The organism is Ensifer sp. NPDC090286 (genome assembly GCF_044769565.1).
Lineage (GTDB): Bacteria > Pseudomonadota > Alphaproteobacteria > Rhizobiales > Rhizobiaceae > Ensifer.
In genome coordinates this window covers 68095-94782 of the sequence record NZ_JBIVYF010000002.1, presented here as the reverse complement: position 1 = coordinate 94782, position 26688 = coordinate 68095, and the positions used below count along the sequence as shown (strand labels likewise).

General features: G+C 64.0%; 21 protein-coding genes. 10 read left to right on the top strand and 11 right to left on the bottom strand.

From position 1 onward, the window contains the following. Nucleotides 1-120: 120 nt before the first annotated feature. The 4 genes from ACIQUG_RS10780 to ACIQUG_RS10765 are packed head-to-tail and all read left to right on the top strand — an operon-like array spanning nucleotide 121 to nucleotide 3684. Nucleotides 121-1062: an ABC transporter permease gene (locus ACIQUG_RS10780; protein ID WP_402320916.1), complete on the top strand. Its 942-nt coding sequence runs from the start codon at nucleotides 121-123 to the stop codon at nucleotides 1060-1062. After that, a complete protein-coding gene (locus tag ACIQUG_RS10775) occupies nucleotides 1062-1931 on the top strand; it encodes an ABC transporter permease (protein WP_402320913.1) in 870 nt (289 codons plus the stop codon). The genes ACIQUG_RS10780 and ACIQUG_RS10775 overlap by 1 nt, the downstream gene beginning before the upstream one ends. 3 nt (nucleotides 1932-1934) lie before the next feature. Beyond that, nucleotides 1935-3146, top strand: coding sequence for an amidohydrolase/deacetylase family metallohydrolase (locus ACIQUG_RS10770; RefSeq protein WP_402320910.1), 1212 nt, complete (start codon nucleotides 1935-1937; stop codon nucleotides 3144-3146). 22 nt (nucleotides 3147-3168) lie between these two features. Further along, the gene (locus ACIQUG_RS10765) at nucleotides 3169-3684 is read left to right on the top strand and encodes a RidA family protein (protein WP_052201747.1); all 516 of its coding nucleotides are present in this window, start codon (nucleotides 3169-3171) and stop codon (nucleotides 3682-3684) included. Between the two features lie 15 nt (nucleotides 3685-3699). Here the strand turns inward: ACIQUG_RS10765 and ACIQUG_RS10760 are convergent, their stop codons facing one another. Then, the gene (locus ACIQUG_RS10760; protein WP_402323007.1) at nucleotides 3700-4506 is read right to left on the bottom strand and encodes an IclR family transcriptional regulator; all 807 of its coding nucleotides are present in this window, start codon (nucleotides 4504-4506) and stop codon (nucleotides 3700-3702) included. 217 nt (nucleotides 4507-4723) lie between these two features. Between ACIQUG_RS10760 and ACIQUG_RS10755 the strand changes: the two genes are divergently transcribed. The 6 genes from ACIQUG_RS10755 to ACIQUG_RS10730 all read left to right on the top strand — a co-directional run bounded on the left by ACIQUG_RS10755 (nucleotide 4724) and on the right by ACIQUG_RS10730 (nucleotide 13925). Beyond that, a complete protein-coding gene (locus ACIQUG_RS10755) occupies nucleotides 4724-5923 on the top strand; it encodes an aminotransferase class V-fold PLP-dependent enzyme (protein WP_402320907.1) in 1200 nt (399 codons plus the stop codon). Between the two features lie 45 nt (nucleotides 5924-5968). Then, nucleotides 5969-7804: an ABC transporter ATP-binding protein gene (locus ACIQUG_RS10750; RefSeq protein ID WP_402320904.1), complete on the top strand. Its 1836-nt coding sequence runs from the start codon at nucleotides 5969-5971 to the stop codon at nucleotides 7802-7804. Between the two features lie 374 nt (nucleotides 7805-8178). Further along, a complete protein-coding gene (locus ACIQUG_RS10745) occupies nucleotides 8179-9843 on the top strand; it encodes an ABC transporter ATP-binding protein (protein WP_402320901.1) in 1665 nt (554 codons plus the stop codon). A 143-nt stretch (nucleotides 9844-9986) separates the two neighbouring features. Next, complete coding sequence (locus ACIQUG_RS10740) at nucleotides 9987-10682, top strand: hypothetical protein (RefSeq protein WP_402320899.1); 696 nt, start codon at nucleotides 9987-9989, stop codon at nucleotides 10680-10682. 117 nt (nucleotides 10683-10799) lie between these two features. Then, nucleotides 10800-11984: a glycoside hydrolase family 5 protein gene (locus ACIQUG_RS10735; RefSeq protein WP_402320896.1), complete on the top strand. Its 1185-nt coding sequence runs from the start codon at nucleotides 10800-10802 to the stop codon at nucleotides 11982-11984. A gap of 117 nt (nucleotides 11985-12101) precedes the next feature. After that, nucleotides 12102-13925, top strand: a complete 1824-nt coding sequence (locus ACIQUG_RS10730; RefSeq protein ID WP_402320893.1) for an adenylate/guanylate cyclase domain-containing protein — start codon at nucleotides 12102-12104, stop codon at nucleotides 13923-13925. Nucleotides 13926-13969: 44 nt separating this feature from the next. Here ACIQUG_RS10730 and ACIQUG_RS10725 read toward each other — a convergent pair whose 3' ends face one another. The 10 genes from ACIQUG_RS10725 to ACIQUG_RS10680 form a co-directional block, all read right to left on the bottom strand. Beyond that, on the bottom strand, nucleotides 13970-14815 hold the full coding sequence (locus ACIQUG_RS10725; RefSeq protein ID WP_402320890.1) for a sugar phosphate isomerase/epimerase family protein: 846 nt from the start codon (nucleotides 14813-14815) through the stop codon (nucleotides 13970-13972). Continuing rightward, on the bottom strand, nucleotides 14812-16125 hold the full coding sequence (locus tag ACIQUG_RS10720) for a DUF6005 family protein (protein WP_402320887.1): 1314 nt from the start codon (nucleotides 16123-16125) through the stop codon (nucleotides 14812-14814). The genes ACIQUG_RS10725 and ACIQUG_RS10720 overlap by 4 nt, the downstream gene beginning before the upstream one ends. Then, complete coding sequence (locus tag ACIQUG_RS10715) at nucleotides 16122-17402, bottom strand: AMP-binding protein (protein ID WP_402320885.1); 1281 nt, start codon at nucleotides 17400-17402, stop codon at nucleotides 16122-16124. Before ACIQUG_RS10715 ends, ACIQUG_RS10720 begins: the two co-directional genes overlap by 4 nt. Next, nucleotides 17399-19135 (bottom strand): IucA/IucC family protein, encoded by a 1737-nt coding sequence (locus tag ACIQUG_RS10710; protein WP_402320882.1) that lies wholly within the window; start codon nucleotides 19133-19135, stop codon nucleotides 17399-17401. The genes ACIQUG_RS10715 and ACIQUG_RS10710 overlap by 4 nt, the downstream gene beginning before the upstream one ends. Further along, nucleotides 19119-20903, bottom strand: coding sequence for an IucA/IucC family protein (locus ACIQUG_RS10705; RefSeq protein ID WP_402320879.1), 1785 nt, complete (start codon nucleotides 20901-20903; stop codon nucleotides 19119-19121). Before ACIQUG_RS10705 ends, ACIQUG_RS10710 begins: the two co-directional genes overlap by 17 nt. Before the next feature lie 101 nt (nucleotides 20904-21004). Beyond that, a complete protein-coding gene (locus tag ACIQUG_RS10700) occupies nucleotides 21005-21295 on the bottom strand; it encodes a DUF2218 domain-containing protein (RefSeq protein ID WP_402320876.1) in 291 nt (96 codons plus the stop codon). Between the two features lie 153 nt (nucleotides 21296-21448). Beyond that, nucleotides 21449-23755, bottom strand: coding sequence for a TonB-dependent receptor domain-containing protein (locus ACIQUG_RS10695; protein WP_402320873.1), 2307 nt, complete (start codon nucleotides 23753-23755; stop codon nucleotides 21449-21451). A 117-nt stretch (nucleotides 23756-23872) separates the two neighbouring features. Continuing rightward, nucleotides 23873-24871: a FecR family protein gene (locus ACIQUG_RS10690; RefSeq protein ID WP_402320870.1), complete on the bottom strand. Its 999-nt coding sequence runs from the start codon at nucleotides 24869-24871 to the stop codon at nucleotides 23873-23875. 165 nt (nucleotides 24872-25036) lie between these two features. Continuing rightward, a complete protein-coding gene (locus ACIQUG_RS10685; protein ID WP_402320868.1) occupies nucleotides 25037-25579 on the bottom strand; it encodes an RNA polymerase sigma factor in 543 nt (180 codons plus the stop codon). A gap of 125 nt (nucleotides 25580-25704) precedes the next feature. Beyond that, the gene (locus ACIQUG_RS10680; RefSeq protein WP_402320867.1) at nucleotides 25705-26649 is read right to left on the bottom strand and encodes a LysR family transcriptional regulator; all 945 of its coding nucleotides are present in this window, start codon (nucleotides 26647-26649) and stop codon (nucleotides 25705-25707) included. Between the last annotated feature and the right edge of the window lie 39 nt (nucleotides 26650-26688).

The following is a 26688-nucleotide window of genomic DNA, read 5'->3' as shown; positions in this document are numbered from 1 at the left end:
GCTCCCCCCTCCCAAGGGACTTCGGCGGATGCTCGGCCAATGGCCCTGCGTCCGCCTGAAGGGGCGCGTCGCTCCGCCTCCACCTTTCGGCGGGGCGCACAGGAAAGGTTCGAGGCCACCATGTTACGCTACATCTTCCAACGGCTGATGGGCATGATCGTCGTCATGGCGATCGTCGTCACGATCGTCTTCGTCATTGTCCGCGTGACGCCCGGGGACCCAGCCGCCGTCATGCTCGGTCCGGAGGCGACCCAGGAGGACATTTCGGCGCTGCGCACCCGGCTTGGCCTCGACCAGTCGCTCGGCCTGCAATATGTTTACTACATCGGGCAACTGCTGCAGGGCGATCTCGGCCAGTCCATCTTCCTCAACCAGCCGGTCACGTCAGCATTGGCAGAGCGTGCCGAACCGACCTTCTTCCTGACGCTGTTTTCGATCGTCATCGCCTGCGCCATCGCGCTGCCGATCGGCATCTACGCCGCCTACCGGCGCGGTTCCTTCATCGACCAGGCGGCAACGACACTCGCCATGCTGGCGGCGAGCATACCGAGCTTCTGGCTCGGTCTGATCCTGATCCAGGTGCTGGCGGTACGCTTCGGCTGGTTCCCGGTCTCCGGTTATGGCGGCCCGGGCTCGTCCTTTGCCGAGCGCATGTACCACCTGACCTTGCCGGCGATCGCGCTTGGTGTCGTCTCGTCTGCACTCATCCTGCGCTTCACCCGCGCCTCGATGCTCGACGTGCTCGGCGACGATTTCATCCGCACCGCCCGCGCCAAAGGGCTGGGCGAACGCAAGGTGGTGATGAAACACGCGCTGAAAAATGCGCTGATCCCCATCCTGACGATCATCGGCCTCACCGCCGCCGTGCTGATCTCCGGTGCCGTCGTCACCGAAACCGTGTTCGGCCTGCCCGGCGTCGGCAATCTCGTCGTCTCCGCCGTGCTTCGTCGCGACTATCCGGTCATCCAGGGCGCGCTGCTCGTGATTGCCGCGCTCTACGTGCTGATCAATTTCGCGATCGACATGCTCTACCTCCTCGTTGATCCAAGGGTGCGCTACTGATGGCTATCACCTTATCCGCCCCCTCCGAGAGCGAGGGCCGCAAGTTCATCCGCCGGCTGTTGAAGCGCAAGACCGTCGCCTTCGGGCTGATCGTGCTCACCGTCTTCGTGCTGCTTGCGATCTTCGCACCGCTGATTGCGCCTTACGCGCCCGGCAAGCTGTCGATCGTCAACCGACTGCAGCCGCCGAGCCTGCAATGGTTCTTCGGCACCGACGAGTTCGGTCGCGACGTCTTCTCCCGCACCATCTATGCCGGCCGATTGTCGCTGCTCGTCGGCGCGGCGGTCGTCACGCTCGCGACCGTGATCGGCGTCGTGCTCGGTCTGCTTGCAGGCTTCTTCCCGAAGCTCGACACGCCGATCGCCCGCGTCATCGACGCGATGATGGCCTTTCCGGACATCCTGCTCGCAATAGCGCTGGTCGCCGCCCTCGGGCCGTCGCTGACGACCGTCATCATCGCGCTCAGCATCGTCTATGCGCCGCGACTTGCCCGCGTGGTGCGCGCCTCGACGCTGGTGATCCGTGAGCTACCCTATGTCGAGGCGGCGCGTGCGCTTGGCATCTCGACGCCGCACATCATGACGCGGCATGTGCTGCGCAACCTGCTGTCGCCGGTCCTCGTCCAGGGCACCTTCCTCTTCGCCCATGCGATGCTCGCCGAAGCCGGCCTTTCCTTCCTCGGCGTCGGCGTCAGCCCGGAAATCCCCACATGGGGCACGATGATCGCCTCGGGCCGGCAATATATCGGCCAGGCCGACTGGGTAACGCTCTTCCCGGGCATCGCCATCGTGCTTTCGGTGCTGTCGCTGCAGATGGTCGGGGACGGCCTGCGCGACATGCTCGACCCCCGCCTCAGAAAGGATCTGTAAGTTATGGCTAACGGAACAAACAGCAACGGTCCGGTCCTGCTCCGGCAGGTGAAGCCCGTCGCCTTCGGCATGGCCGCACCGGCAGAAACCATCGACATCCTCGTCGACGGCGAGGGGCGCATCGCCGGACTCGGCCAGAACCTTCAGGCCCCGGACGGCGCACGCCGCGTCGAAGGCAATGGCGCCTGGATCTCGCCCGGCTGGATCGACCTGCACGCCCATGTCTGGCATGGCGGCACCGACATCTCCGTTCGCCCGCAGCTTTGCGGCATGGAACGCGGCGTCACCACCATCGTCGACGCGGGCTCGGCCGGCGAAGCCAATTTCCATGGCTTCCGCGAATACATCATCGAGCCGTCGCGCGAGCGCATCAAGGCGTTCCTCAATCTCGGTTCGATCGGGCTTGTCGCCTGCAACCGCGTCAGCGAGCTCTCCGACATCCGCTCGATCGACATCGACCGCATCATCGCCTGCTACCAGGAAAACCGCGAGCACATCGTCGGCCTGAAGGTGCGCGCCAGCCATGTGATCACCGGCTCCTGGGGCGTCACGCCGGTGAAGCTCGGCAAGAAGATCGCCAAGATCCTGAAGATCCCGATGATGGTGCATGTCGGCGAACCGCCGGCGCTTTACGACGAGGTACTCGAAATCCTCGGGCCCGGCGACATCGTCACCCATTGCTTCAACGGCAAGGCCGGTTCCAGCATCATCGAGGACGAGGATCTGTTCGAGCTTGCCGAACGCTGCGCCGGCGAAGGCATCCGCCTCGACATCGGCCATGGCGGCGCCTCGTTTTCCTTCCGCGTCGCGGAAGTGGCGATCGCCCGTGGTCTGCTGCCCTTCTCGATTTCCACCGACGTGCATCTGCGCAGCATGAACCAGTCGGTCTGGGACCTCGGCACCACTATGTCGAAGCTGCTCAGCGTCGGCATGCCCTTCGAAAAGGTGGTCGAGGCCGTGACCCAGGCGCCGGCCTCGGTCATCCGCCTGCCGATGGACAATCTGCTTACCGTCGGTGCCCGCGCCGAATTCACCCTCTTCGACCTCGTCGATAGCGAGCTTCGGGTGTTCGATTCCCTCGGCGCCGAAGCCCACCTCAACCGTCTCTTCGAGCCGCGCTACGCGGTGATGGGCACCGAGGTGGTTGCCGCCAACCGTTACCAGCCGCAGCATGTCGAATGCCCCGACCACAGCCACGGCTTCAGCTACCGCTGAGGCAAGGCAACAGAATTCAGAAATGACAGGATATCGCGTGAACAGTCTGGATCAGAAAAAGACCACCTCTGCTGCCGTCTCACCCTATGAGCGGCTGCAAGCCCTCGGCATCGATCTGCCACCGGCGCCACCGCCGATCGCCAACTTCGTCACCCATGTGCAGGAAGGCAATATTCTCTACCTCTCCGGCCAAGGCCCGCGCGAAGTCGACGGCCACCTGCATGCCGGTAAGGTCGGCGCCGAGGTTGACGTCGACAGCGCCTACCAGCACGCACGACTGACGGGCATAAACCTGCTTGCGGTCATGCACGACGCGCTCGGTGATCTCGGTCGGGTCAAGCGGATCGTCAAGCTGCTCGGCATGGTCAACGCCGTGCCCGATTTCGAAGAGCATCCGCGCGTCATCAACGGCTGCTCGGATCTTTTGATGGATGTTTTCGGAGAGGCCGGCAGCCATGCCCGCTCGGCGGTGGGTTTCGGATCGCTACCCGGAAACATCACCGTCGAGATCGAGGCGATCGTCGCTCTGCACGACTAACGACAGGAGTTTGGATCAGTGGCTGCGCCAGCCCATCATCTTTTCGATCCGCTCGGCGGAAACCCTGACGTGATCGGCGTAGAATGCCCGGTCGTCGAGGATTTTCTGCTCGGGCAGCACGATCGAGATCGTTGCGGCGCAATTGCCCTTGTCGTCGAGGATCGGGGCGGCGACGCAGGCGACCGCATAGTCGGATTCACCCGCCTGGATCGACAACCGTGCAGCAAGCGCGCTCTGGGCCTGGTCGGAAAGGGCGGCCGGATCGATGTCGGCGCGGCCGGTCGGCGAGGTGCGGGCGCAGCGGCGGAACAGTTCCAGCCGTTCATCGGCCGGAAGATGACCGACGAGCAGGCGGCCGGACGCCGTCCAATTGAGCGGCACCCGAGTGCCGACGCGCGAGGTCACCTGGAAATGGCCGGGACCGTCGGCCATCGCGAGCACCTGCATGTAGTCGCCGTCGCGGCCGCAAAGCTGGATCGTCTCGGCGACTTCGCGGCCGAGGTCGTGCATTTCGCGGGTGGCAACGCCGAGAAAATCGAGCGAGCGGGCATAGGCAAGGCCATAGTGATAGAGCCGGTCGCCGAGCCAGACGAGCCCGTCGGCGTCACGGCTGAGCAGGTTCTTCTCGACCATGTCGTCGACGATGACGTAAGCGGTCGACAGCGGCGCGCCGACGGCCTTGGCAATGGCGTAGACGCCGCTCGGCGAACCCGTCTCATAAAGGAAATCGAGCACCTGCAAGGCGCGATCCATGCCGCTCACGCGCGAACGGCGCGGCTTGCCCGTCGTTTCGATATCGTCGGTCGGCTCGACGCCGGTCATCGTCTTGTCCACTGCTTCACTCCTGCACCGCTCGAAGGGCGTGCTGCCGGTAAAATCTCGGCTTCTGCTGTCGCCGCGCCGCCGATGGCGGCCGCGCCAGATCGCGGAAAGCCTCACTCATACTTCATTACTATGGTAGATATTCCGCGAAAACGGAATAGTCTACCCGTTTCGACCGCCAGAAAATCGCCTGCCAGAAAATCATATGGAGACCACTATGCCTGACCGTGACATTCGCGAAGCTCTCGGACTTCGTCCCGTTATCAACGTCTCCGGCACGATGACGGGCCTCGGCGCATCGATCGTGGTCCCGGAAGCGATCACGGCCATGACAGGCATACTGCCGCAGTTCGTCGAGATCAACGACCTGCAGCGAAAGGTGAGCCCGGTGATTTCGCGGCTGACGGGTGCCGAGGCCGGCTTCATCACGGCGTCGTGCTCCGCCGGCATCAGCCTCGCCGTTGCCGGCGCCATGACCGGCAGCGACCTTGCCGCCATCGAGCGCCTGCCCGACACGACCGGCCTCAAGAATGAGGTCATCCTGCAGATGGGCCATGTGGTCAGCTACGGCGCGCCCGTCGACCAGGCGATCCGGCTTGCCGGCGCCAAGCCGGTAATCGTCGGCCAGGCGACGTCCGCCTATCGCTACCATATCGAAGGCGCCATCAACGAACGCACCGCCTGCGCCGTCTATGTCGTCTCGCACCACGTCGTGCAGTATGGACTTGTCGGCCTCAGGGAATTTGCCGAGGTCTGCCATTCCAAGGGTGTGCCGGTCATCGTCGACGCCGCCTCGGAATACGACCTGCGCATCTTCCTCGACGAGGGCGCCGACATCGTGCTCTATTCCGGCCACAAGTTCCTGGGCGGCCCGACCTCGGGCATCGTCGCCGGCAAAAAGGAAATGGTGCGCAACACCTTCCTGCAGAACCTCGGCATCGGCCGCGGCATGAAGGTCGGCAAGGAAAGCATGCTCGGCGTGATGGCAGCGCTTCAGGCCTGGGAAACACGCGACCATGCCGGCATCCGCGAGCGCGAAACCGGTTACCTGAACCTCTGGCGCGAGACGCTCGACGGCCGTCCCGGCATCAAGCCGGTGATCGAGGCCGACCCAACCAACAACCCGCTCGACCGGCTGCGCGTCAACATCGACCCGCAGGAAGCGCATATCACCGCCTGGGATCTCGCCGATGCGCTGGCTCGCGGCGCGCCGCCGATCATCGTGCGCGACCACGAGGCCGAGCACAACTATTTCTACCTCGACCCCTGCAACCTGCATCCGGGCCAGGAGAAGATCGTCGCCAGCCGGCTTGCCGAGGAACTCGACAAGGCGAGAGCCTCGAACGAGATCATCGCCACCTCGCTTGCCGAACGCAACGCACGCCGCTTCGCCGGCCTGCTGCGCTGGCCTGACTGACCCGACGACCAACGACGATACGCAGCATCTGACGGAGGAAACGAGATGACCGAGACCAAAGCCCAGCCGGACCGTTCGACGGCACCCGTTCTCTCCGTCGAAAACCTGACGACATCCTTCCTGGTCGACGGTGCCTGGAAGCCTGTCGTCCGGGATATCTCGTTTTCCGTTGCGCCGGGCGAAACCGTCGCGATCGTCGGCGAGTCCGGCTCAGGCAAGAGCGTCACGTCGCTGTCGATCATGCGGCTCCTGCAGAAGGAGACGAGCCGCGTCGAAGGACGGGTGATGATGGGCGGACGAAACATCCTCGACCTGCCGGAATCTGAGATGCGCCGCGTGCGAGGCAACGACGTCGCGATGATCTTCCAGGAGCCGATGACCAGCCTCAATCCGCTGTTCACCATCGGCGACCAGATCTCCGAGGCCCTTCTCTGCCACAGCCCGATGTCAAAGGCAGAGGCGAAAGCCGAAACCATCCGGCTGCTCGAAAAGGTCCGCATTCCCTCGGCGGCCTCGCGCTTCGACGAATACCCGCACCGCTTCTCCGGCGGCATGCGCCAGCGCGTGATGATCGCGATGGCGCTCGCGAGCCGTCCGAAGCTGCTCATCGCCGACGAGCCGACGACGGCGCTCGACGTCACCATCCAGGGCCAGATCCTCGACCTGATCAAAGTGTTGCAGGAGGAGGAAGGCACCTCGGTGCTCTTCATCACCCACGACATGGGCGTGGTCGCCGAGATCGCCGACCGCACAGTCGTGATGTTCCGCGGCGATGCGGTCGAGACCGGCAACACCGAAGACATCTTCCTTCGGGCGAAACATCCCTATACCCGCGCGTTGCTTTCGGCCGTACCGATGCTCGGCTCGATGAAGGGTGAAAGCCAGCCGATGCGCTTTCCGGTGATCGATGCGTCAACGGGCCTGCCCAACGCCGTCGCTGAAGCCACCGATACGGTGCAGTCCGGCCGCAAGCCGATCCTCGAGGTCAAGAACCTTGTCAAGCGCTTCGACATCCACGCCGGCCTGCTCGGCAAGCTGAAGGGCCGGGTGCACGCGATCGAAAACGTCTCCTTCAGCCTGCAGCCGGGCGAGACGCTGTCGCTCGTCGGCGAATCCGGCTGCGGCAAGTCGACGACCGGCCGCGCCATCATGCGGCTGATCGAACCGGAAAGCGGCGCGGTGACGCTTGACGGCCAGGACGTCCTCAAGATGGATCGCAAGCAGTTGCGCGAAATGCGCCGCACCATGCAGATGATCTTCCAAGATCCCTTTGCCAGCCTCAATCCACGCATGACGGTAGGGGCGGCGATTGCCGAACCCTATATCGAGCACAAGCTCGGCACCGCACGACAGGCCCGCGAGAAGGTCGCCGACCTCCTGGAACGCGTCGGCTTGCAGGCCGACATGGCGGCGCGCTATCCGCACGAGTTCTCCGGCGGCCAGCGCCAGCGCGTCTGCATCGCACGCGCCTTGGCGCTCGACCCGAAAGTGATCGTCGCCGACGAGTCCGTCTCGGCACTCGACGTGTCGATCAAGGCACAGGTGATCAACCTCTTGCTCGACCTGCAGGCGAGCCTCGGCCTTGCCTATTTGTTCATCTCGCACGACATGGCCGTCGTCGAGCGCGTCAGCCACCGCGTCGCCGTCATGCATCTCGGTGAGATCGTCGAGATCGGCTCGCGCGCGCAGGTCTTCGAGAACCCGCAGCATCCCTATACGAAGAAACTGATGGCGGCCGTGCCGATCGCCGACCCGACCCGTCGCCATACGCGCCGGAATGTCGCGAGCGACGAGCTGAAGAGCCCCTTGCGCGAGCCCGACTATGTGCCGGCCGAACGGCGTTACCAGCAGGTCGCCGACGATCACTTCGTCCAGATCTGACGGCGCGCTTTACCGACCGAACTGCCGTGGCATCAACCGCGGGCCGACGCGCGTGCATATCGTGGGCGCGCGGTCGTCGTTGCTGTCGGCGCTTCGAGATTGACGCACTTCGACGGAGGCGACCAACTTCCTTGCGCCAGGGCCGTGGCTTGCCACGCCGTAAACATCTCCGCTCGACGAAGTTTTAGGAAACAGTCACCCACCCGATGTGGCCCAGGCCGGGCTCGACATTCGACCAAACCATAGGTCGAATACAGACAGCATCTTCATCCCTTCGTTGCAATTACGCCGCAAAAGACCTATAGGGGCAGCGGGCGGGTTTCAGACTGAGTCGAGGATGAAACAAGCCCGATCTCCTGCGGCCGATCTCCGAAGTGCTGCGCGCCTATTGGCGCGCCGATCGCTGGATGCTCCTGGCCGTGGCGACGATCGTGCTCGTTTCGAGCGTCTGCAGCGTTGCCGCTCCCTATGTCTTTTCCAGGCTGATCGACACGCTGTCGCAGGAAACCCTCGTTCCCGGTCTGCTATGGGGCTTCGTGATCTATGCGACGCTTCTCGGCCTGTCGGCGGCCCTGCAGCACATGGTGCAGTATCTGTCGTTCATGACCGCGGAGAACCTCGGCTTCATCGCCAGCACCCGCTTCTTCGAGCGCATCCTCAAGAAGACGAACGCCTTCTTCGTCGAGCACAATCCAGCGCAGATCCAGAACGCCAATGCGCGCGGGCGCAGCGCGCTGATCACACTGGTCGAGCTGGAGCTCGTCGCCCTCATCCCCGGCGCCGTGCAGATCCTGCTGACGCTTGCAACCCTCGGCGCCCTCATCAACGCCGAAGTGGTCGCGATCACGGTGATCTACGGCACGGCAGCGATAACGGTCACGCTGCTTTCCGCCCGCCGCGCCCGCGTCTATCTCGATCGGGCCGTGGAGGCCGGGCAGGAAAATGCCCGCTTCGTCGGCAACGCCATGAACGCCATGGAAACGTTGCGCCATTTCGGCAGCCACGCCTGGATGAGCCACCGCTTCTCGGCCAAGGCGCGCGAGGTGCGTGACAACTGGCGCGCCTACGTGCTGCAGCGCATCGGTTCGATCGCCCTCATCGGTCTTGGGCTGGCGATCCAGTTTGCGGTGACGTTCTGGCTGCTGCTGCCGCGCTACGAGGCCGGCGCTCTGTCGATTGGCCAGATCGTCTTGTTCAACACGCTGCTGCTCCAGCTCAACATGCCGTTCGAGATGATCGCCCACGCCATCGACGACGTCGCGCGCTCGCGCGCCGACCTGGGGCCGATGGCGAGAATATGGAGCGCGCCGGAGGAGCGGCAGGTGTCGCACGCATCGGCCTTCACGCCACGCGAAGGGCGCGTCGTTTTCGACGATGTCGGCTACGCCTATGACAATGGCCGCGGGCTGAGCGCGGTCAGCTTTGCCGCCAGCCGCGGCGGCATCACCTTTCTTACCGGCGAGACCGGCTCCGGCAAGTCGACGATCTTCAAGCTGGCGCTGAAATCGATGGAGCCGGACAGCGGACGCATCCTTGTCGATGGCATCGATCTTGCGACCATCGACCGAGCCGACTGGTACGGCGCGATTGCCGTCGTACCGCAGGACGTCGTGCTGCTGAATGAGAGCCTGGAAGACAATATCCTGCTCGGTCGCCCGCGCGACGAGGCCAGATTGGGCGAGGCCGCCGAGAAAGCGGCGATTCTCCCGTTCATCGCGGCGCTGCCAGCCGGCTTCGACACCACCGTCGGCGAACGGGGCTTGAAGCTTTCCGGCGGCGAACGCCAAAGGATCGCCATCGCCCGTGCGCTCTACGGCAACCCCGCCATCCTGTTTCTCGACGAAGCGAGTTCGGCGCTCGACGAGGCGACCGAGCGCGACATCATGGAACATATACGGCTGCTTGCCCGCGATGTGACGGTGCTGGCGATCACGCACAGGCGATCGGTGATCACTGAGGCCGACACGGTTATCGCACTCGGCGACACCAAGACCGCCCCGAAAGAAGCCCTCGCACCGTCCGCTGGGCGCGCGTTCTGACCGGCAGACCAACGCCAATAGGTTGCAAGGCGGAGCGATGTTCGCCTTTCATTAACGAGCACCCTCTAACGTTGCTCATAATTAACGACACAACCTTAAGGTCGCCCGATGTTCGGGGCGGTGGAGGTTTAGAGGAACAGCCGATGATGTCCATCTCCTCCACGAGTTACGCCGCACTCATCGTCTTGCAGCAGGTGCAGGCGCCTGCGGATCGGGGCAACGACACCAAGCCGAATGCGGTCGACCAGATCGCCGCCATCGTCAACGGCGGTACGGGCGGCGACAGCCCGGAGAAGACCAGAGCGGCGGCCCGTATCAACAGCGGAATGCTGGATGCCCAGCAAGCCAAGGGCGATGCCTCTGCCGCGTTGACCTATCTGGAATCCGGAAAGTTCAAATCGAGCGATCCCAGCGTCAAGCAGACGCTCAAGATGTTGATAAGCGAAGACAGCGAGCGCTTCGCCGCGTTGGTCGAGGAAGAAAAGGCAACAAAACCCGGCATCACGAACGACAACGCGATCGCCAATGCGATCTACAGCCTCATCGAGAGCAATCGCGAACAATTCCCGGCCGGCGAATTTGTCATTGGCTTCCGCTTCGCAAACGGCGGATCGAACATTATCAACATGCTGGATGCTAACGGCAACAGCACCCGCGGAGCCCTGTCTGCCCGCCACTCCGCCAACATAGCTGCGCTGATCACCGCGAGCGAGACGGGCACCCCCGAAGGATCCGCCTCCGACGACGGCAAGATGCGGGATGCCGTCCGGTCGCTGCAGGCCAGCATCTCCGATCAAGTCGCGTGGACCAAACGTTGGCGGGACGCATTCGGCTTCTGACGCCGACCCTTTGCTTTTTCGAGCCGGGATAAGCGCGGCCGTGTTCCCCAGGGAACATCGCTGAAACGATCCGCCGGTAGGTTGCAGCGCCAACCCGAAACCTGCAGGATCGAACACATGCGCGTCGTAGCCTCCGCCCTTCTTGCCCTGAGCCTCGCATCACCAGCCGGCGCCGCTGATCTCATCGGCTTCTGGGACAAGCCCCAGCATGGCGGCAACAGCTTCAACCGGCTGCCGCCGGACGACGCCTATTTCAAGGCCCTCGCGGGTTACGGCGCCACCTGGGTGCGCCTCTCTTATGACAAGTGGAGACCGGCCAAGCGCGACTATCTGATCGGCGACGCCGACAAGTACGCGGGCATTCCGGCCGCCGACCTCAAGACGCTCAAGGAGACGCTCGATCGTGCCGACAAGGCGGGCCTCAAGGTCGTCATCGCGCCGCTATCGCTGCCCGGCATGCGCTGGGCGCAGAACAATGGCAACCGGTTCGACGGCCGCCTCTGGCAGGACAAGGCCTGGTGGGACCAGGCAGCAGCCTTCTGGCGGGATCTGGCCCGCGAACTGAAGGACCATCCGGCCGTCGCCGCCTACAACATCGTCAACGAGCCGGCGCCCGAAAAGAAGAACGGCCTTGCCGAACATGCCGACAGAAAGACGATGCAGACATGGTACGGCGACAAGGCGGGCAGCGCCTCGGACCTCAAGGCCTTCTACGAGACGGTGATCGCCGCCATCCGGACGGTCGATCCCGCAACGCCCGCCATGGCGGATGCCGGCTGGTATGCGGCCGCCGACGCCTTTTCGTATTGGCCAGCCGCGCTCACCGACCAGAAGGTGCTCTACAGCTTCCACATGTACGAACCCTATGCCGCGACAAGCGCCCCCAACATGAAGCGCGACGCCCCCTATGCCTATCCCGGCAAGGTGCCCTTCGGCGATGGTGAAGAGACGTGGGACAAGACGCGCGTCGAAGCCTATCTGGCAGAGCCGGTGCAGTGGGCAAGAGACAAGGGCGTGCCGCTCAATCGTCTGGTTGCGGGCGAGTTCGGCTGCATGCGCCTCTGGTCCGGTTGCAAGGCCTATCTTGAAGATGTGCTGACAGCTTTCGACAAGGAGGATCTGCATTGGGCCTTCTACAGCTTCCGCGAGGATGCCTGGGACGGCATGGATTACGAACTGGGATCAAAGAAGGTCGGATGGAAATACTGGCAGCAGATGGAGGCCAACGAGCGCGACACGACGCCACGCAAGGCGACGCCCGAGTTCGCGCCGATCAGCAAACGGCTGCAAAGGGCAGATTGACGCAGGACCGGAAAGGTCGGCACGCGCTTGGAAAAAAGCCCAAAACAGCTAGAAGACGGTGCACTCCCTGCAGAGCGACGCGAATTGCGAGCCCCTGCTGCAACATGAGGCATGCGCGTGCAGATCACCAAGCCGGCTGACGCCGAAAAACGGACCCGAACCATTCGCCTGTCGCGCACGCTGGCGATCGTGATGGCAGCACTGGTCGCCTTGACCGCGGCCGTCATCCTGTCGGTCGTGTGGTTCATGTCGGCCGGGACGACGCGTGATCTGCTGGTGCAATCGGCGCATCTCGGGCTGGAGGCGGTGCAGACGCAAATCGGCAGCCGCTTTTCACCGGTGGAGGACCAGCTCGCCTTTCTGGCGCGGGAGGTCGGCGCAGGTCGTCTCGATCCAACGGATACGCTCGAACTCGAACGTGTTATGACCGGTGCCCTGGCGGCAACGCCGCAGGTTCGCGTGCTCTCCTTCGTCCGGCCAAACGGCGAGATCCTCGGCGTGACGCAGGGGCCCAAGGGTGTCTTTTCCTTCGCCGACAAGGTGACGAGCGATAACGAGCGTTCGGAGATCGAGGAAGCGCGACGCAGCGGCACGCCCCACTGGGGGCCCGTCTACTTCGTGCCCGATCCGGCGATCCGCACCTCGGTCGCGAACCTGCAGCAGCCAGCAAACCTCGGGGGCGAATTTGCCGGCATGTTCCGGGCGACCATCACGGTCGATGCCATGTCCGATTTCCTGCGCCAGATAGCGCTCTCGAACCCCGGGACGACGCCCTTCGTTCTCTACGGCCGCGACCAGGTGCTGGCCCATCCGCTGATGGCCGCGGGCCATCCGCTGCTGTCGGCAGAACACCGGTTGCCGACACTTGACGAACTGGGCGATCCCTATCTCGCCGAACTGTGGAAAGGACCGCCCGAGACTTTCGACGACACCGACATGGAGGTGCGCGCGGTCAAGCTTGGAAGAGATGACGGGCGGGTCATCCTGACGCGCGAAATCCGCGGCTACGCATCGGCCCCGCTCATCATCGGCGTCGAGGTTCCGATCGAATCGGTGGAGAAGCCGGTCTGGGATCTGCTGCGGGCCGGCCTTGCCGGTCTCGCCGTCCTGTTCGTCGCGATCGTCATCGCGTGGATTGTCGGGCGGCTGATCGTTCGTCCCGTCACCAGCATGGCACGTGAGGTCCGTGCCGTCGGCATGCTCGATTTCGCCGCACTCCGTCCGCTTCCCGGCAGCCTGTTCACCGAACTCAACGAACAGGCCAAGGCCTACAACACCATGCTGACCGGCCTTCGCTGGCTCGAGACCTACGTACCGAAGAAACTCGTGCGCCACCTGATCGGCAGCGAAGACCTGGCCTCGACCCAACGGGTCGTCACCATCATGTTCACCGACGTGGTCGACTTCACCGCCACCGCCGAGAAGACCAGCGCCGGCGACGTCGCCGCGCTCTTGAACAGCCACTTCGACCTGCTCGGCCATTGCATCGAGGGCGAGGGCGGAACCATCGACAAGTTCATCGGCGATTGCGTCATGGCCTTCTGGGGCGCGCCCGATGCGCAAAAGGACCACGCCGATCGCGCCGTCCGCGCGGCGCGCGGCATTGCCCGGGCGATCGCCAAGGACAATGCGGAGCGACAGCGACAGGGCCTGCCACCACTCCGCCTGCGCATCGGCATCCATTCCGGCCCCGTCGTTGCCGGCAATATCGGAATGACCGGGCGCTCGGCCTACACGATCGTCGGCGACACCGTGAATGCCTGCAACCGGCTGGAGCAGCTCGGCAAGGCGGTCGCGCCCGGCGAGGAGGTGGTGATGCTGCTGAGTGGAGAGACCTTCGACCTGGTGGCCGAAGATCGCTCCGATCTCATCCCGCTCGGCAAGCATTGCCTGGCGGGACGAACGGAACATACGGAAATCTACAGACTTCCGACGGTGTAGCAGCCGGCCAAAGGCCAGGCCGCCGGGCGATGTCGATTACCGCGTCAGACGCCTGCCGTTCTGCGGGCAGGCGTGCGCGTTTCGACCATGTGGTTGATCTGCTGGCGGTCTCCACGCAGGGTCTCGAAGCAATCGTTTCCGAACCATTCCAGCGACGCATCGGCCTGCGGGTCGCCTGTGATTTCTGAGAGGAAGCGGTCGTAGTCGACGGCGCCCTCAAACAGCGGCGTCATGCCCCGCCGGCTGCCGGCGGCGGCATAGACATTGGCGGGCTCGAACACGGTCAGGTCGGCGCGGTCGACAATATTCTTCAGGTGATAGTGCCGGATATGCGGCTTCATCGACCGGTGCACCGCGACCGGATCGTCGCCACCCTCCCACACATGCAGCGTATCGAAGTTGATCGCAAAGGCGGGATGGTCGACCTCCTCGATCAGTTGCATGGTCGACGCCGCCGTGTCGGCCAGCGTTTTCGGATGGGTCTCGGCAAGCAGTTGGGTGCCGTAGCCGGCGGTGATCGCGCAGATGTCCTTCAACCGCGAAACGATCCGCTGCCGCTCGTCGGCGCTGACCTCGGCGCTGCCGCGATTGCCGGCAAAGGTCCGGATCTTGCGGGTCCGCCACCGGCGCGCCAGCCGGCAAAGCTCGACCGTCTTGGTGCGCAGCGTTTCGGCGTCGCCGTCGAGCGGCAGGTAGTCGCTGATCATCGGCACCGAGAGGCCGTAGCCGTCCAGCCATTCCGCATTGCGGTCCGGGCGCGGCGCGAGATTGCGCGCATGCGCACCCCAGAGCTCGATGCCCTGGAAATCATTGGCTTCGGCCCAGGCGGCGATCTCGTCCAGCGATATCAGGTGGTGCCGGAAGGTGATGGTGCAAAGCGAAACTCTCATCGCGCAACTCTCTTCAAGGGGGTGTGGCTTTCCGCGGGGATGGCAAGGTCGCACCAGCGTTCGAAGACTTCGGCGAGCTTGGTTTTCAGTCTCGTTTCGAGCCGGTCCGCCTCGTCGAGGCGCGCGAAGACCGGCGCGGCCAGAGCGCGGTCGCCGGTCTGGGCGAGCTTCATGCAGGCGTAGTGCAGGGTCTTCAGCGACTGGACCAGCGCCTCGATCTCCTCGCACCACCTTTCGAATTCGCCCGACGGCAGCTTCAGCGCCCGCCAGTAGAAGGCGAAGCCGTGCTCATAGGCATATTTCCGGATGGTGATGACCGGCAGCTCGCGCACCGCCGCGCCGAGATCTGTAAGCATCACCCCGTTGGTGCCATCGAGATGCGCGGCAACGATCGCTCTGACGGCATCGACGAGCGGATTGCGGTCCCGGACGAAGCAGGCCTCGAAATAAGCCTTCAGATCTTCGGCAAACGGCGCGCGCGCCTCGACATTGTCGAAGACATAACCGCCACCGACGGTCGGCTGCATGATGGCGTGAATGACCTTCTCGCGGGCGATCTCGCCCTCCCAGCGATAGTCGGGATCGTGCACGAACCATGTGTCGGGATCGGCCGTCTCCTGCAGCATCAGATAGTGCGGGAAGGGGTTCTGGTTGAACTTGTTCTCGCGTTCCGGCAGGTGGAACATGTCGAGCATGACCATGACCGAGCCGGTTTCGCCGCGCTGCTTCAACAGCCCGAGGAGCACCGCGAGGTTGTCGAGCTTGGTGCGCTGCGGGTCGTACCACTCGACGACGGAGACGCCGTAGAGCCGCTCGAACCAGCCGCGGAAGAATTCCTGGGTGATATCGGGCGCGTGATAGAGCAGCTCGAAACGTTCGCTGACCGCGAACTTCGCGTCCCAGACGCCGAAATAGAACGGCCGCTGGTCCAGCCCGTTTCGCTTTAGGCCATCCGAAACGCAGCTGACGAAGCAATGGACCTTGATGTCATAATAGGCCTCGCCGTGCACGCCTTCGTCGGTCGTCCCGCCGGTGAGCGGAAAGGCCGGCACGATGGTCGCGGTGGGCTTGGGCACATAGAGCGCGACGAGATCGGCGACCGTTTCGATCTCCTGTTTCGCGATCGCCTCTTCCGGCACCGACAACCCGTATTCGAGCTCGAGATTGAGGAAGATCTCGAGGATCAGGACGGAGTCGAGATAGAGATCTTCGTTGAGGCGGGCATCGAGGCCGAAGCCGTCCATATGTCCATGCGCCATCTTGTCGGTCAGGACGGCCTCGACCGCCACCAGAACTTCGCTTTCGGTCATGATGCGGCTCCCGCAATCGGTTTGTTGAATTCGCCTGCCAGATGACGGGCCGCGACGTCGCGGCGGCTGATCTTGCCGTTCGCCTGGCGCGGAACCGCGTCGATCTGCAGGATTTCCATCGGCAACTGGTGAGACGCGAGGTGGCGGCTGCACCATTCGCGCACCGCCTGCGGCGACACCGGCGCCTCGGCGCTGAAGAGCAGCGCGACGCGCTCCCCGGCAAACCGGTCGGCCTTGCGGAAGGCCACCGCATCGGTGACCGCCGGCATCGCCATGACCGCATCCTCCACATCCTTCGGATAGACGTTGAGGCCGGAGACGTTGATCATGTCGTCCAGGCGGGAAACGAAGACCAGCATGCCGTCGGCGCGGCGGTAGCCGAGGTCGCGCGTGTGGATCGGCGCGCCGTCGCCGTTGCTGACGACGATCTCGCCCGTATCCTCAGCACTGTTGCCGGTGGCGGCGATCAGATGCGGCAGGACGAAGCCCATGTCGCCGGCAGACGTCACATCCGGATTGATGGCGATGCAGCCGGATTCCGAGCAGCCATATTGCTGGAACATGAAACGGCTCTTGGCGCGGATATCGGCAAACCACGGATCGGGAAGCAGCGTACCCGACGTCATCGTCGCGTGGATCTGCTCGCCCGCAGGCATCAGCCGCGCCAGCGTGTGCAGGATCGCCGGCGAGGAATAGAGCAGCGGCCGTTCGGTCTCGCGCAGCACCTTCAGGAGATACTTCGGGTTCGCGGTGTTGACGATGACAGGCGTCTGCCCACGCTTCAGCGCCACCAGGATGCCGCAGATCAACCCGTAGGAATGGGTGGCCGGGCAGGCGACGACCGGCGTCATGTCCTCCGGTTCGCGGAAGGTGCCGACATAGCTTTCGATCTCGGCATCGATTTCCCGCCAGCTGCGCGCCACGCATTTCGGCGCGCCCGTCGTTCCGGAGCTCATCTGCAACAGCTTGCCCTGAGGCGAAAGCAGGTCGGATGGTTCGAGAACTTCGGCCGTCAGGCTGTTGTAGAACAGCCGGTCGCAGCCGGCGCCGATCGCCAGCTTACGCGCGGCCGGATAGGGTGTGCCCGGATGGATCGGCAGCACGCTCGCCCCCGCCTTGCGGATGGCAAAGAACAGCGCCAGCCAATCGATCGTTTCCGAGAAGCAGACGGCGTAGCGGCCGGTGTCTTGCGCGCTCAGGCCGATCTCGGCTGCGAGCTCTGCCGATCTGGTGCTGAAATAGGTCTCGTCATAGAGCCTGTCGTCGATACGGATCATGGCTTTCTCCTTCGTTGGAGCGTTCTTGCGGCCAAGGCGTTCGCCACCTCGTGGTGATACTCCGGCTTGAGCGCGAGCAGCTTCCTCGTCATCAGGGATTCAGTCAGGATGCGGGGGCGGTCGCAGGCAAGCTGCGCCAGCCGCTCCGTCGCGCCGTGCTCGACCTCGTAGGCGGCAAGCACAGTCTGGACGCGCTGCCAGAAGAGTGTTTCCGGCAGGTCGTAGCAGTGGTCGAGAAGGTGGGAGATCTCACTCAGATTGTAGACGAACAGCGTGTCCATCACCAATTCGCGCAGCGAATCCAGGTTGTCCGTCCAGTAGAACTGGTCGGGCTCGGCCTCCCGGTAGATCGGCTCGAGCGACAGGAAATCCGGCGCCTTTTCCGGCGCGCGCAGAAAGCCCGGCGAAAACTCGATGCTTTCGTGAAAATCGCGCAGGATCAGCCGGACCGGCCAGCCGTCGCGATGGACGAGCAGCATGTTCTGGCCGTGCGCTTCGACCGCCAGCCCATGATGCAGCAGGAGGTGCCAGACGGGCAGGACGGCGACTTCGATCAGGCGGTTGATCCAGGGCATCAAACCGAAGCGCTGGATCCAGTCGTCGGCGAAGGCACGCCCGTCCGCTTCGACCATCATCAGCGCGTTGAAGGGAATGACGGCCTCGCCGGTTGCAAGCGTCGCTTCCGCACTCTCGCGCCAGATCGCTGCAACCTGTCCGGCCAAAGGGCCGTCGCTGTCGGCGATGATGCCGGCGTATTCCTGCAGGATGGTGAGCGGATAGCGGTCTCGAAAAGCTGGATCGCCGGCAACCATCCCGGCGATCCAGTGCGAGATCACCGGCGCCGTGCAGACCGAATGCGCCTCAAGGATGCGGCGCGAGGAGGTGTTGACCATGTTGAGCGGCAGCTTGATGCTCGCGGCCAGCGGCCGGTCCCGGTTCAACAGGGAACGGACCGACTGCGTCGCCGTGTATCGGTCCCCCGCCGGGCCAAGGCAAAAGACTTCACCCGCGGCGATCCAGCCGGCAAGGTCAGTTTCGCGGAGTTCGCGCCATTGCCACGGGTGCAACGGCAGAAGGCCGAAAAGGTCAGGCGAAGCACCGCATTCCTGCCACTTCGCCCGGAGTTCGGACCAGGTTTCCTCCCCCAGTTCCGTTTCCCAGAAGGCATCCTCATCACCAGGGATCGCGCAGCGAAGATGCTTGCGCGCCACCAGCAACCAGACGAGCTGGAACGCGCCCCCCATTTCGGGGCCATAGGCTGCATGGTCGGCGACGGAAAAACCGGTGCGCGCCTTGTAGCAGGGGTGGTAGGGATGCCCCTCGTCAAGCGCTCCCTCCAACTCGGCAAATGAAAAGGCGCGGCGCAGCCGCGCCGGTACCTGACGCTCGTTCCAGGCGCTGAAGGCAATCGTCTGTGTCAGTTCGTTGAGCAGCTTTCCGCGCGTCGGTCCACTGCCCGGCAGGACGGATACCAGATGCGCCAGCGGCGGCATGACCCAGCCGTCGACGTCATCGCGCATCTCCACCGATCCGGCAGCCAGCCGCAGCCGGCCAAAGGGACCGATGGCGCCGCGGGAGCGGAACTGCCGGCCGCCGAGCGACCAGTGGAAGCTGGTGACATCCCCGTCCGTGTGCTCGCTGGCCTCAACGATGCCTTCGAACAGCAGCGCGGCAACGAGCTGGCGGAGCACCCGCTCGTCCGGGCGGCCCTTGAGATCAAGAGGCAATGGCATGGTCGGTCCTCGGCGCAGTCAGAACAGCCGGCGCCCGGAGCGGGTTCGGCACAGGGCGATAAAGGGACGGCGCGTTGCTGGATTGCAGTTCGTCGACGTCGTAGAGGCGCGTCGTCAGGTTAGCCTTGGAGACGATCGTCGGCAGATCGAGCACGTGACGGGCGAAATCGCGCCCGGCGCCACTCATTCGGGTGGCATAGCGCTCGATATGCGCGCGCAGTTCGCGCAGGAGCAGGCCCTCGTCGCAGAGCCCGTCATGGCCCATGCGGCTGATCACCGAGAAGACCTGATTGACGATCAGGTAATAGGCAAAGCGATCGCGGATCTCGCTCTCGGCAAAATAGAGGGACGCGATCCTTTCGGTCTCCGGCACATGGCCGGCAATCAGGCTGCGATACCGCTCCGAGAGGTAGAAGCCCTGATTGTCCCGGTAGTAGCTGACGGACGGATAGCCGGTGCCAACGTCCAACAGGCTGTTTTGCTGGTGGGCTTCGAGCGCTATCCCGCAGTCGTCATAGAGGCGGATCAGCGGTTCGACGGCGCAGTCGAGATAGCGGCGGAACCAGGCAAGCGCCGCATCCGCCAGGTTCTCGCCGGCGCGCGCAGCAACCGTCTGAACCAGCCTTGCGAGCCGGGATGGCGCCCCCGGTAGCGGATCGGCGGTCAGGGCCGCGACGGTGACGACGCCCCGCCCGCTGCTGCCGGCAAATGGGTTTTCCCGCAGGATGACTTCAAAGCCGCTCTCGCTGCGTCCCGGCAAGTCGAGCGTGATGTAGGCGGGGTCCTGAATGATACGGAAGTTACGCGAGCGTTCGGCAAAACCGATCCGGTCGATCAGCTTTGCCATTGCGACACCCGCTTCGAGCTCCTGGCGACGGTTCAGCCGCACGGAGTTGGTAATGCGCACGGGCAGGGAGAACTTGAGCATCCAACCGGCATCGGCGCCGTAAACCGTGCGCACCGACGAGGTCGCGGTAAAGGCCGGGCCGGCGGGGCCGAGATGCCGCAGCCGTCCCTCCCCCAGCATGCCGCGGATATCGGGATCAAGCAGCAGGGCTTCTGCCTGAAGCGGATGCATCGGCAACAGATACTCGTCGTTCCCGAGCGCGATGCCGTCGGCATCCAGGCCGACCAGCGACTGCACGATCTCGGGCGCTGCAAGTCCCCGCGCACAATCGTGCCGGACATCGCCGCGTTTTGCCGCGAAGTAGTGCAGCTTGAACTGGCCGCGCAGTTCCGGCGCGTAGCTCTCCTGCTGCCAATAGGTCATGCCCTGGCGGCTCTTCGGCGTCGGGTGCTGCCAATGGCCGAAAACGAGCGACTGCTCCGCTTCGATGAAGTGTCCGCCGTCCGCCGGTTCCGGCGCGGCCCTGTCAATATAGAGTGCGGTCTGCTGGTAGCTTTCGAGCACGCGCATCAGCAGTTCGAGTTCGAAACCGCGCAGGGCGTCGGCCTGGGCCTCGTCGACCTGGCGGTAGCATTCGTGCACCAGAATATGGAGCGCCGAAATCAGTTCGATCTGGCGCCAGGTGGCGTCGGACACACCCCTGCCCCAGACCCGGCCGAAATGGTGGGGACCGCAGAGCGACGGCGACGTGACCTCGGCGCGCAGGATCATCTGCTGCCTGGGAAGAGACCACTCCACGCAATCGACAGTGCCGCCTGCGGCGCGATGCATGGCCCGGATGCCCGGATTGACTTCGCGCAGGTAGCAGTTTGCGAAGCTTTGAAAGGTGGCGATTTCTGCGATTTGCCTAGACGATTGCATCCTGATCCTCGGCACGCGACACGCATAGCCGCGCAATTGCGTTGGCGCTTTCGACCAACACATTGAATTTTCTTGTCGGAACTAGCTTGCGAGCGGTTCGCTTAGCCGGCGGGCTGCCAGGCAAGCGGACCGGGCTCTTCCCGGAACGCGAAGCGCAGAAGATGGCTTTCGATCACCGATTTCGTGTCCGCAAGGTTGGCGTCATCGGGTGAACGGGCGCGGATGCTCAAGCCTTCTGATGTGGCGTGGAGGTAGCCGGTGCCGCAGGAAAACCTGAGCTCGGCGCGCGGGCCCTCCTGTTCGACGTCGACCTTGTGGGCGAAATGCTTGCAGAGCTGCGTCAGGTATTTCTGGCCGTCTTCCGTCGCAAAATGGGTGGTGGCTTCTTGCATCTGGAACTCCTGTTTCGGCTTTCGCTTGCGTGGGCGGCCCTTGGGTGGCCGCCTCCGCTTCTTCAGGCAACGGCCACCGGAAGGAGGCGGCCGTCGCGGGCGCGGACCGTCAGCCTAAAGCGCCGTGCGTTCATCCAAACGCACAAGGACGCTCTAGAACGTCGCCTTGGCGGTCAGGATGAAGGAACGGCCCGGCTCATAGAGCGGCGTCACCGTTCCGAACTCCTGACCGTAGGTCGCCCGGTCCGAATAGGTTTCGTCGAAAATGTTCTTCAGTTCGGCGCGCAGCGACAGGTTGGGCCGCTCCGGCGGCACGTATTCGACAAAGGCGTTGAAGACCTGGTAGCCCTCGAAGGGCTTACTGCCGTCGGCAACGTCGTCGTAGTCGAGCGCAATTTCCGCGTCGGCCCCGAAAGTGACGCCCCAGTCCGTCAGCGTGTGGACCGCTTGCAGCGTGATGATCTGGCCGGCCGGCGCGGCAAGATAGGTGCCGAGATCAGAATCGGCAGGCTTGCCGTCGATCTCGACGTCGATATTGGCGTATTTCACCTTGAAAAAGCCATCGCCCCAACTGTAGCCGGCGCCGATCTCGAAGCCGCGCGAGCGGACGTCATGGGCCTCGATCCCGCGCGCAACGGCGTACCGGGGCGTGCGGGCGTCATCGATATCGGTCTGGAAGACGCTGCCTTCGACGGTGAAGTCGTTGTAGTTCGCCTCCAGGCCGAGGATGTAGTTGTCCGCCGTCACCGGCTTCGGACCGCTGCCATAGTCCCAGTTGGGATTCATGATGAAGTTTTCGGCGAGCGGAATGCCTGCCCAGACGTGCGAATAGCCCGCCTTGGCGGTCAGCAGGTCCTCGATGAGGTCGTACTCGCCCGAGACGTTGCCGCTGAGGCCCGAATTGTTCCACTCTTCTCCCGTCGTCCCGGTAAACTGCTGCGTGTCGCCGCGCGCACCGAAGGAGAGGCGCGTTCTCTCCCAGGGTTCGAGCCGGGCCTGGGCATAGATGCCGACATTGCGCGCCTTCTCGGTGCTGGCATCGAACATGTCGTCGAGGTCAGCCTTGTCGTCATAAAAGTCAACGCCGGCAATGACGTTACCGATGTCGAACGAGAACTTGTTCTCGAACTTGCCGTTGAAGCTGCTCGTGGTGCCGGTGGCGGGATAGGGCGGAATGTTGAGGCGCGGCGGCAGGATGATCGGAATTTCGACCTCCGTCCTGGAGTAGGCGAGCATCAGCGTCGGATCCCACCAGCCCTCCGGCGTGCTGTCGGTGTAGGTAAACACCGTGTTCTGCCGGTCGAGCATGTAGTCGCGCACGCGCGGCTCCCAGGGCGGGCGTCCGTCGATAAAGCCGATATTGGCGCGGAACGGACGCGGCGCATCGTCGCGAATGCGGTCGTGGCTTATCTCGAAACGGTCGCCGCTGTCGAACTCGTAGGCAAGCTTGCCAAGCCCGCTCAACACGTCTGTTGACGTGCCTTCCACGTCCTGCCCGTTGCCGGCGGTGAAATCGTTGCCGTTGCCGAAATTGAAGTAGCCGAGGAACTCGAGCCCGTCGCGCATGCCGTATGCGGAGATCCCGGTCGTCACTGTGTCGCTGTTGAAATTGTAGCTCGACGTGACAAAACCGCCGAAGCCGTCACCATCGAGCAGATCGCGCGCGTCGATCGTCTCGTAAGCGATCGCGCCGGCAAGCGCCCCGGGACCGGCATCCGCCGGCGCAACGCCGGCATCGACGTTGACGGCCTTCAGCAGGCCGGGGTCAATGAGGTTGGTGCCGTTGTGATGGAAGACCTTGTTGTTCTGTCGGCCGCCGTCCATCGTCACGGCGAGGCTGGTTTCCTCGATGCCGTGGACGTAGACCTTCTGCGACATCGGCAACGAGCTGCCGACCGAAATTCCGGGCTCGCCGGAAAACACGTCGGCAATGTTGGCGGGGTTCTTTCGCTTCAGGTCTTCCGACGAGATGACGATCTCGCCGGCGCCGAGCGGCCCGGCACCGAAGGCCGAAATCGGATCGAGCACAGTTGCTCCGTCCGCAGCGACCGCAGCGCTGCCACCCGCCGACACGGCCGCGCCGACCAGCGCGGTTCCGCCCGATATGCTGTAGGAAATGCCGGTGCCGGACAAAAGCCGACCAAGCGCCTGGTCCGCCGTCATCGTTCCGCGAACCGTTGCCGAGCGCAGCCCCTGCGAGGTGGAAGCCGCCAGGGTCACCTGCAGGCCGGACTGCCTTCCGAAGGCGTTGAGCGCTGTGGAGAGCGGCTGCGACGGGATGTCGAAGCTGCGGGCATTGCTGACGCGCGACGTGGTATCTTGGGCGGAGGCCGTGGAAATGGGCATCAGCGCGAAGGAGGAAAACGCGGCGATCGCCGTCGTCGTCAGCAGGCGCCGTCTTTCACGGCGATGTCCCGTATCGAATTTCAGATGTCCCTTGCGGCATTTCGGCGAACGCATCTTACCCCCGTCTCGGCCTTCCACGCGGCCTTGCGGACGCGTGTTTCCAACCAAAGACGACCGGCCCCGGATTTTTTTTCACCGGCGCGCGATTTTTTCCTGATTTTTTTACTCCAATTAAAACCGGGTCAGGATGCGGCCATAGGGGGTCACCTCGCGCACCTTGCCGCCGAAGGGCTGCACCAGCGCCTGGAGCGCACGATCCGGATCCTTCAGGTCGTAGACGCCGGTCACGCGCCGTCCCGCCAGATCGGGCTGCGGAATAGAGATCCAGGCGGAATGGTAGCGCTGCAGCCGCTCGGCGGCCGCGGCGACCGTGACATCATTGACGAACATCCTGCCGCTTCGCCAGGCGCCGATCTCATCCGCCGCGATCGCACTCCGCAAGACTGCGCCGGTCGCATGGCTCACCGTCGCCATTTCTCCCGGCGCCAGTTCGAAATTCTGCTTGTGCGCGTTGGCGCTGTAGGAGACGGCGACCGTGCCGTGCGCCAGCTCGACGGTTGTCTCCGTGCTCGCCAGCTGCACATCGAACGCGGTCCCGAGCACGGTAACCTCGACACCCCCCGCCTCGACGACGAAGGGACGCGAAGGATCGCGGGCGACGTTGAAATAGGCTTCGCCCTTCAGCAGCCTGACATGGCGGGTGCCTACGCTGATGTCGGTGGCGATGGCGCTACCGCCGCCCATTTCGATGATCGTCCCGTCCGCGAGCGTAACCGTCCTGTTTTGCGCCGTCTCGGTCACATGATCGGCCTGCCACCACACGAGAAGCGACGGCAAGGAGACGAAAAGCACGAGGCAGGCAGCAAGCGCCAGCGCCACACCGGCGGCCAAGCCGCTTGTCGCCACCCGGCGGCGGTGGCGCATCGGTAGCTCGACGGAAACGGACGGCCTTGCCCCGCGCCAAAGATGCTCGTGCACCGGCGGCACCTCGCCGAGCAGCTGCCAGGTCCGCAACGCCGTCTGCCAGGCTTGACCATGCAATTCCGACTGGCCCAACCAGGCGCGGAACCGGGCGTCGGTATCGCGACAGTTCGGGCGCGCCTTCAACTCGAGGAACCAGTCCATGGCCTCTTCGAGCAGCGCCTCCGATATGTGGTTGTCCTTGGTCAAAGCCCTGCCTGCCGCTTGGATGTTCGACGCCTAAGCACTTTGTTTCTGTAGCCCCCTACCCCGTCAAGCCGAGACCCCGGGGAGCGGGACGCTTCCGTGGTTCCTTCGCTTTGTCATAAAGACGACCAGCGCCGGATTTTTTTTCACACGGGAACCCCTGAAATTCTAGGAGGCGTCATCGGCGAGCGTTGTCGCAACCCGCATCATGGCGGCACGCACGTGGCGGTGCGCCGTCGCGATGGAGATATCGAGGTGGGCGGCGATCTCTTCGAGGGTGTAACCGCCGAAACGGTGCATCTCGAGCGCGACCCGCACTTCCTCGGGAAGGTCTTCGAGAATGCCGGAAATGCGCCTGATTTCATCGCTGACGAGAATAATGTCCTCAGGCGTCGGCACCTCGATCGGCATCGACCAGAACGGCGGCTCGCTCTGCTCTTCCCGCGCTTCGATCTTGCGGCGCTTCAAGAGGTCGAGGGACAGGTTGCGGACGATCTTGTAGAGATACGCGAGCGAAAGTCCGGACGGTCCGGCAGAAGGCGGATTGCCGGTGTTTGCGGGCGCGAAACGGATGAAGGCCTCCTGCACGATATCTTCGGCCGTTTCCCGCGATCCGACGATCCGCGTGGCATAGGCGACCAGGGCAGTACGGTTGGCGAAATAGACCTGATGGCGCGTATCGATGTCGACCACTGTGTCGGATCCGATCATAGAATTTCGATTTGGCGCGGCATGCGCACCCCTGCCGAGAGGCGGTCTATGGCCAAGGGACCAGTCGAGCGCCGTGTCTCTTAGCACGCAGAAATAAACTTGTCTGTAATACTCATGTTAAAATTTCAAGACCTGGCCGAAGGCGGGGTGTGAGCCTGCATCGCGGGGGCACGGGCGTTGCCGGAACGCAGTTCGCGAACCAGATCGATCAGGGCACGCAATTTCGCCGGCACGTGCCGGCGGCCAGGAAAATAGAGACATAGCCCATCGTAGGACGGCGTCCACTCCTCCAGCATCGGAACCAGACGCCCGGCCTCGACGTCGTCGCGGACGTGATGATCGGAGAGATAGGCCAGTCCCACCCCGCCGAGAGCCGCCTGAAGCATGAGTTCGCTGTCGTCGAGGATGAGCGGTCCCGGCACGTCGATTTCGACGCTTTCCCCGCGCCGGGAAAACTCCCAGTGATAGATCCGGCCGCTTGCCATGCGCGCTCGGATGCAGGCGTGCTGCATCAGATCGCCCGGCCGCAGCGGCACCGCTCTTTCGCGAAAATAGTCCGGCGAACCCACGACGATCATGCGCAACTGAGGCACGACCGGAACGGCGACCATATCCGGCGGAACCGCCTCGGCGAGGCGAAACCCGGCGTCGAAACCGAGCGCCACGATATCCACCAGCGCATTGTCGGTCGCAACCTCCAGCGCCATCTCCGGATATCGCCGCAGATACTCGATCAGCAGCGGCCGCAGAACCATCTTCGCCGCTCCCGGGGAGGTGTTGAGCCGCAGCATGCCGCTCGGTCGCGCCTGCGACTCCGTCGCCCGCTCGACGGCGCCGTCGATGGCGGCAAGAGCCGGCAGGATCTCGGCAACGAAAGCCTCGCCTGCCGTCGTCAACGCCACCGATCGCGTCGTGCGGTTGAACAGGCGCACGTTGAGGCGCGCCTCCAGCGCCAGGACCGCGTGGCTCAACGACGAGGACGAAACCCCCAGTTCCCGGGCAGCGGCCCGAAAGCCGCCGCGCCGCGCGATCGCCGCCACCGCCTCCAGTTCGGACAGGCTCGCCTTCATTGCGCTATTTTCCTCATCAGAGCGTCTGTGATTGATGAC

Coding starts and splice junctions, on each gene's coding strand:
- ACIQUG_RS10780 (WP_402320916.1), top strand. CDS start 121: ATGTTACGCTACATCTTCCAACGGCTGATGGGCATGATCGTCGTCATG.
- ACIQUG_RS10720 (WP_402320887.1), bottom strand. CDS start 16,125: ATGACCGAAAGCGAAGTTCTGGTGGCGGTCGAGGCCGTCCTGACCGAC.
- ACIQUG_RS10685 (WP_402320868.1), bottom strand. CDS start 25,579: ATGATCGGATCCGACACAGTGGTCGACATCGATACGCGCCATCAGGTC.
- ACIQUG_RS10760 (WP_402323007.1), bottom strand. CDS start 4,506: ATGACCGGCGTCGAGCCGACCGACGATATCGAAACGACGGGCAAGCCG.
- ACIQUG_RS10770 (WP_402320910.1), top strand. CDS start 1,935: ATGGCTAACGGAACAAACAGCAACGGTCCGGTCCTGCTCCGGCAGGTG.
- ACIQUG_RS10680 (WP_402320867.1), bottom strand. CDS start 26,649: ATGAAGGCGAGCCTGTCCGAACTGGAGGCGGTGGCGGCGATCGCGCGG.
- ACIQUG_RS10765 (WP_052201747.1), top strand. CDS start 3,169: ATGACAGGATATCGCGTGAACAGTCTGGATCAGAAAAAGACCACCTCT.
- ACIQUG_RS10705 (WP_402320879.1), bottom strand. CDS start 20,903: ATGCAATCGTCTAGGCAAATCGCAGAAATCGCCACCTTTCAAAGCTTC.
- ACIQUG_RS10710 (WP_402320882.1), bottom strand. CDS start 19,135: ATGCCATTGCCTCTTGATCTCAAGGGCCGCCCGGACGAGCGGGTGCTC.
- ACIQUG_RS10750 (WP_402320904.1), top strand. CDS start 5,969: ATGACCGAGACCAAAGCCCAGCCGGACCGTTCGACGGCACCCGTTCTC.
- ACIQUG_RS10725 (WP_402320890.1), bottom strand. CDS start 14,815: ATGAGAGTTTCGCTTTGCACCATCACCTTCCGGCACCACCTGATATCG.
- ACIQUG_RS10715 (WP_402320885.1), bottom strand. CDS start 17,402: ATGATCCGTATCGACGACAGGCTCTATGACGAGACCTATTTCAGCACC.
- ACIQUG_RS10755 (WP_402320907.1), top strand. CDS start 4,724: ATGCCTGACCGTGACATTCGCGAAGCTCTCGGACTTCGTCCCGTTATC.
- ACIQUG_RS10695 (WP_402320873.1), bottom strand. CDS start 23,755: ATGCGTTCGCCGAAATGCCGCAAGGGACATCTGAAATTCGATACGGGA.
- ACIQUG_RS10700 (WP_402320876.1), bottom strand. CDS start 21,295: ATGCAAGAAGCCACCACCCATTTTGCGACGGAAGACGGCCAGAAATAC.
- ACIQUG_RS10735 (WP_402320896.1), top strand. CDS start 10,800: ATGCGCGTCGTAGCCTCCGCCCTTCTTGCCCTGAGCCTCGCATCACCA.
- ACIQUG_RS10740 (WP_402320899.1), top strand. CDS start 9,987: ATGATGTCCATCTCCTCCACGAGTTACGCCGCACTCATCGTCTTGCAG.
- ACIQUG_RS10775 (WP_402320913.1), top strand. CDS start 1,062: ATGGCTATCACCTTATCCGCCCCCTCCGAGAGCGAGGGCCGCAAGTTC.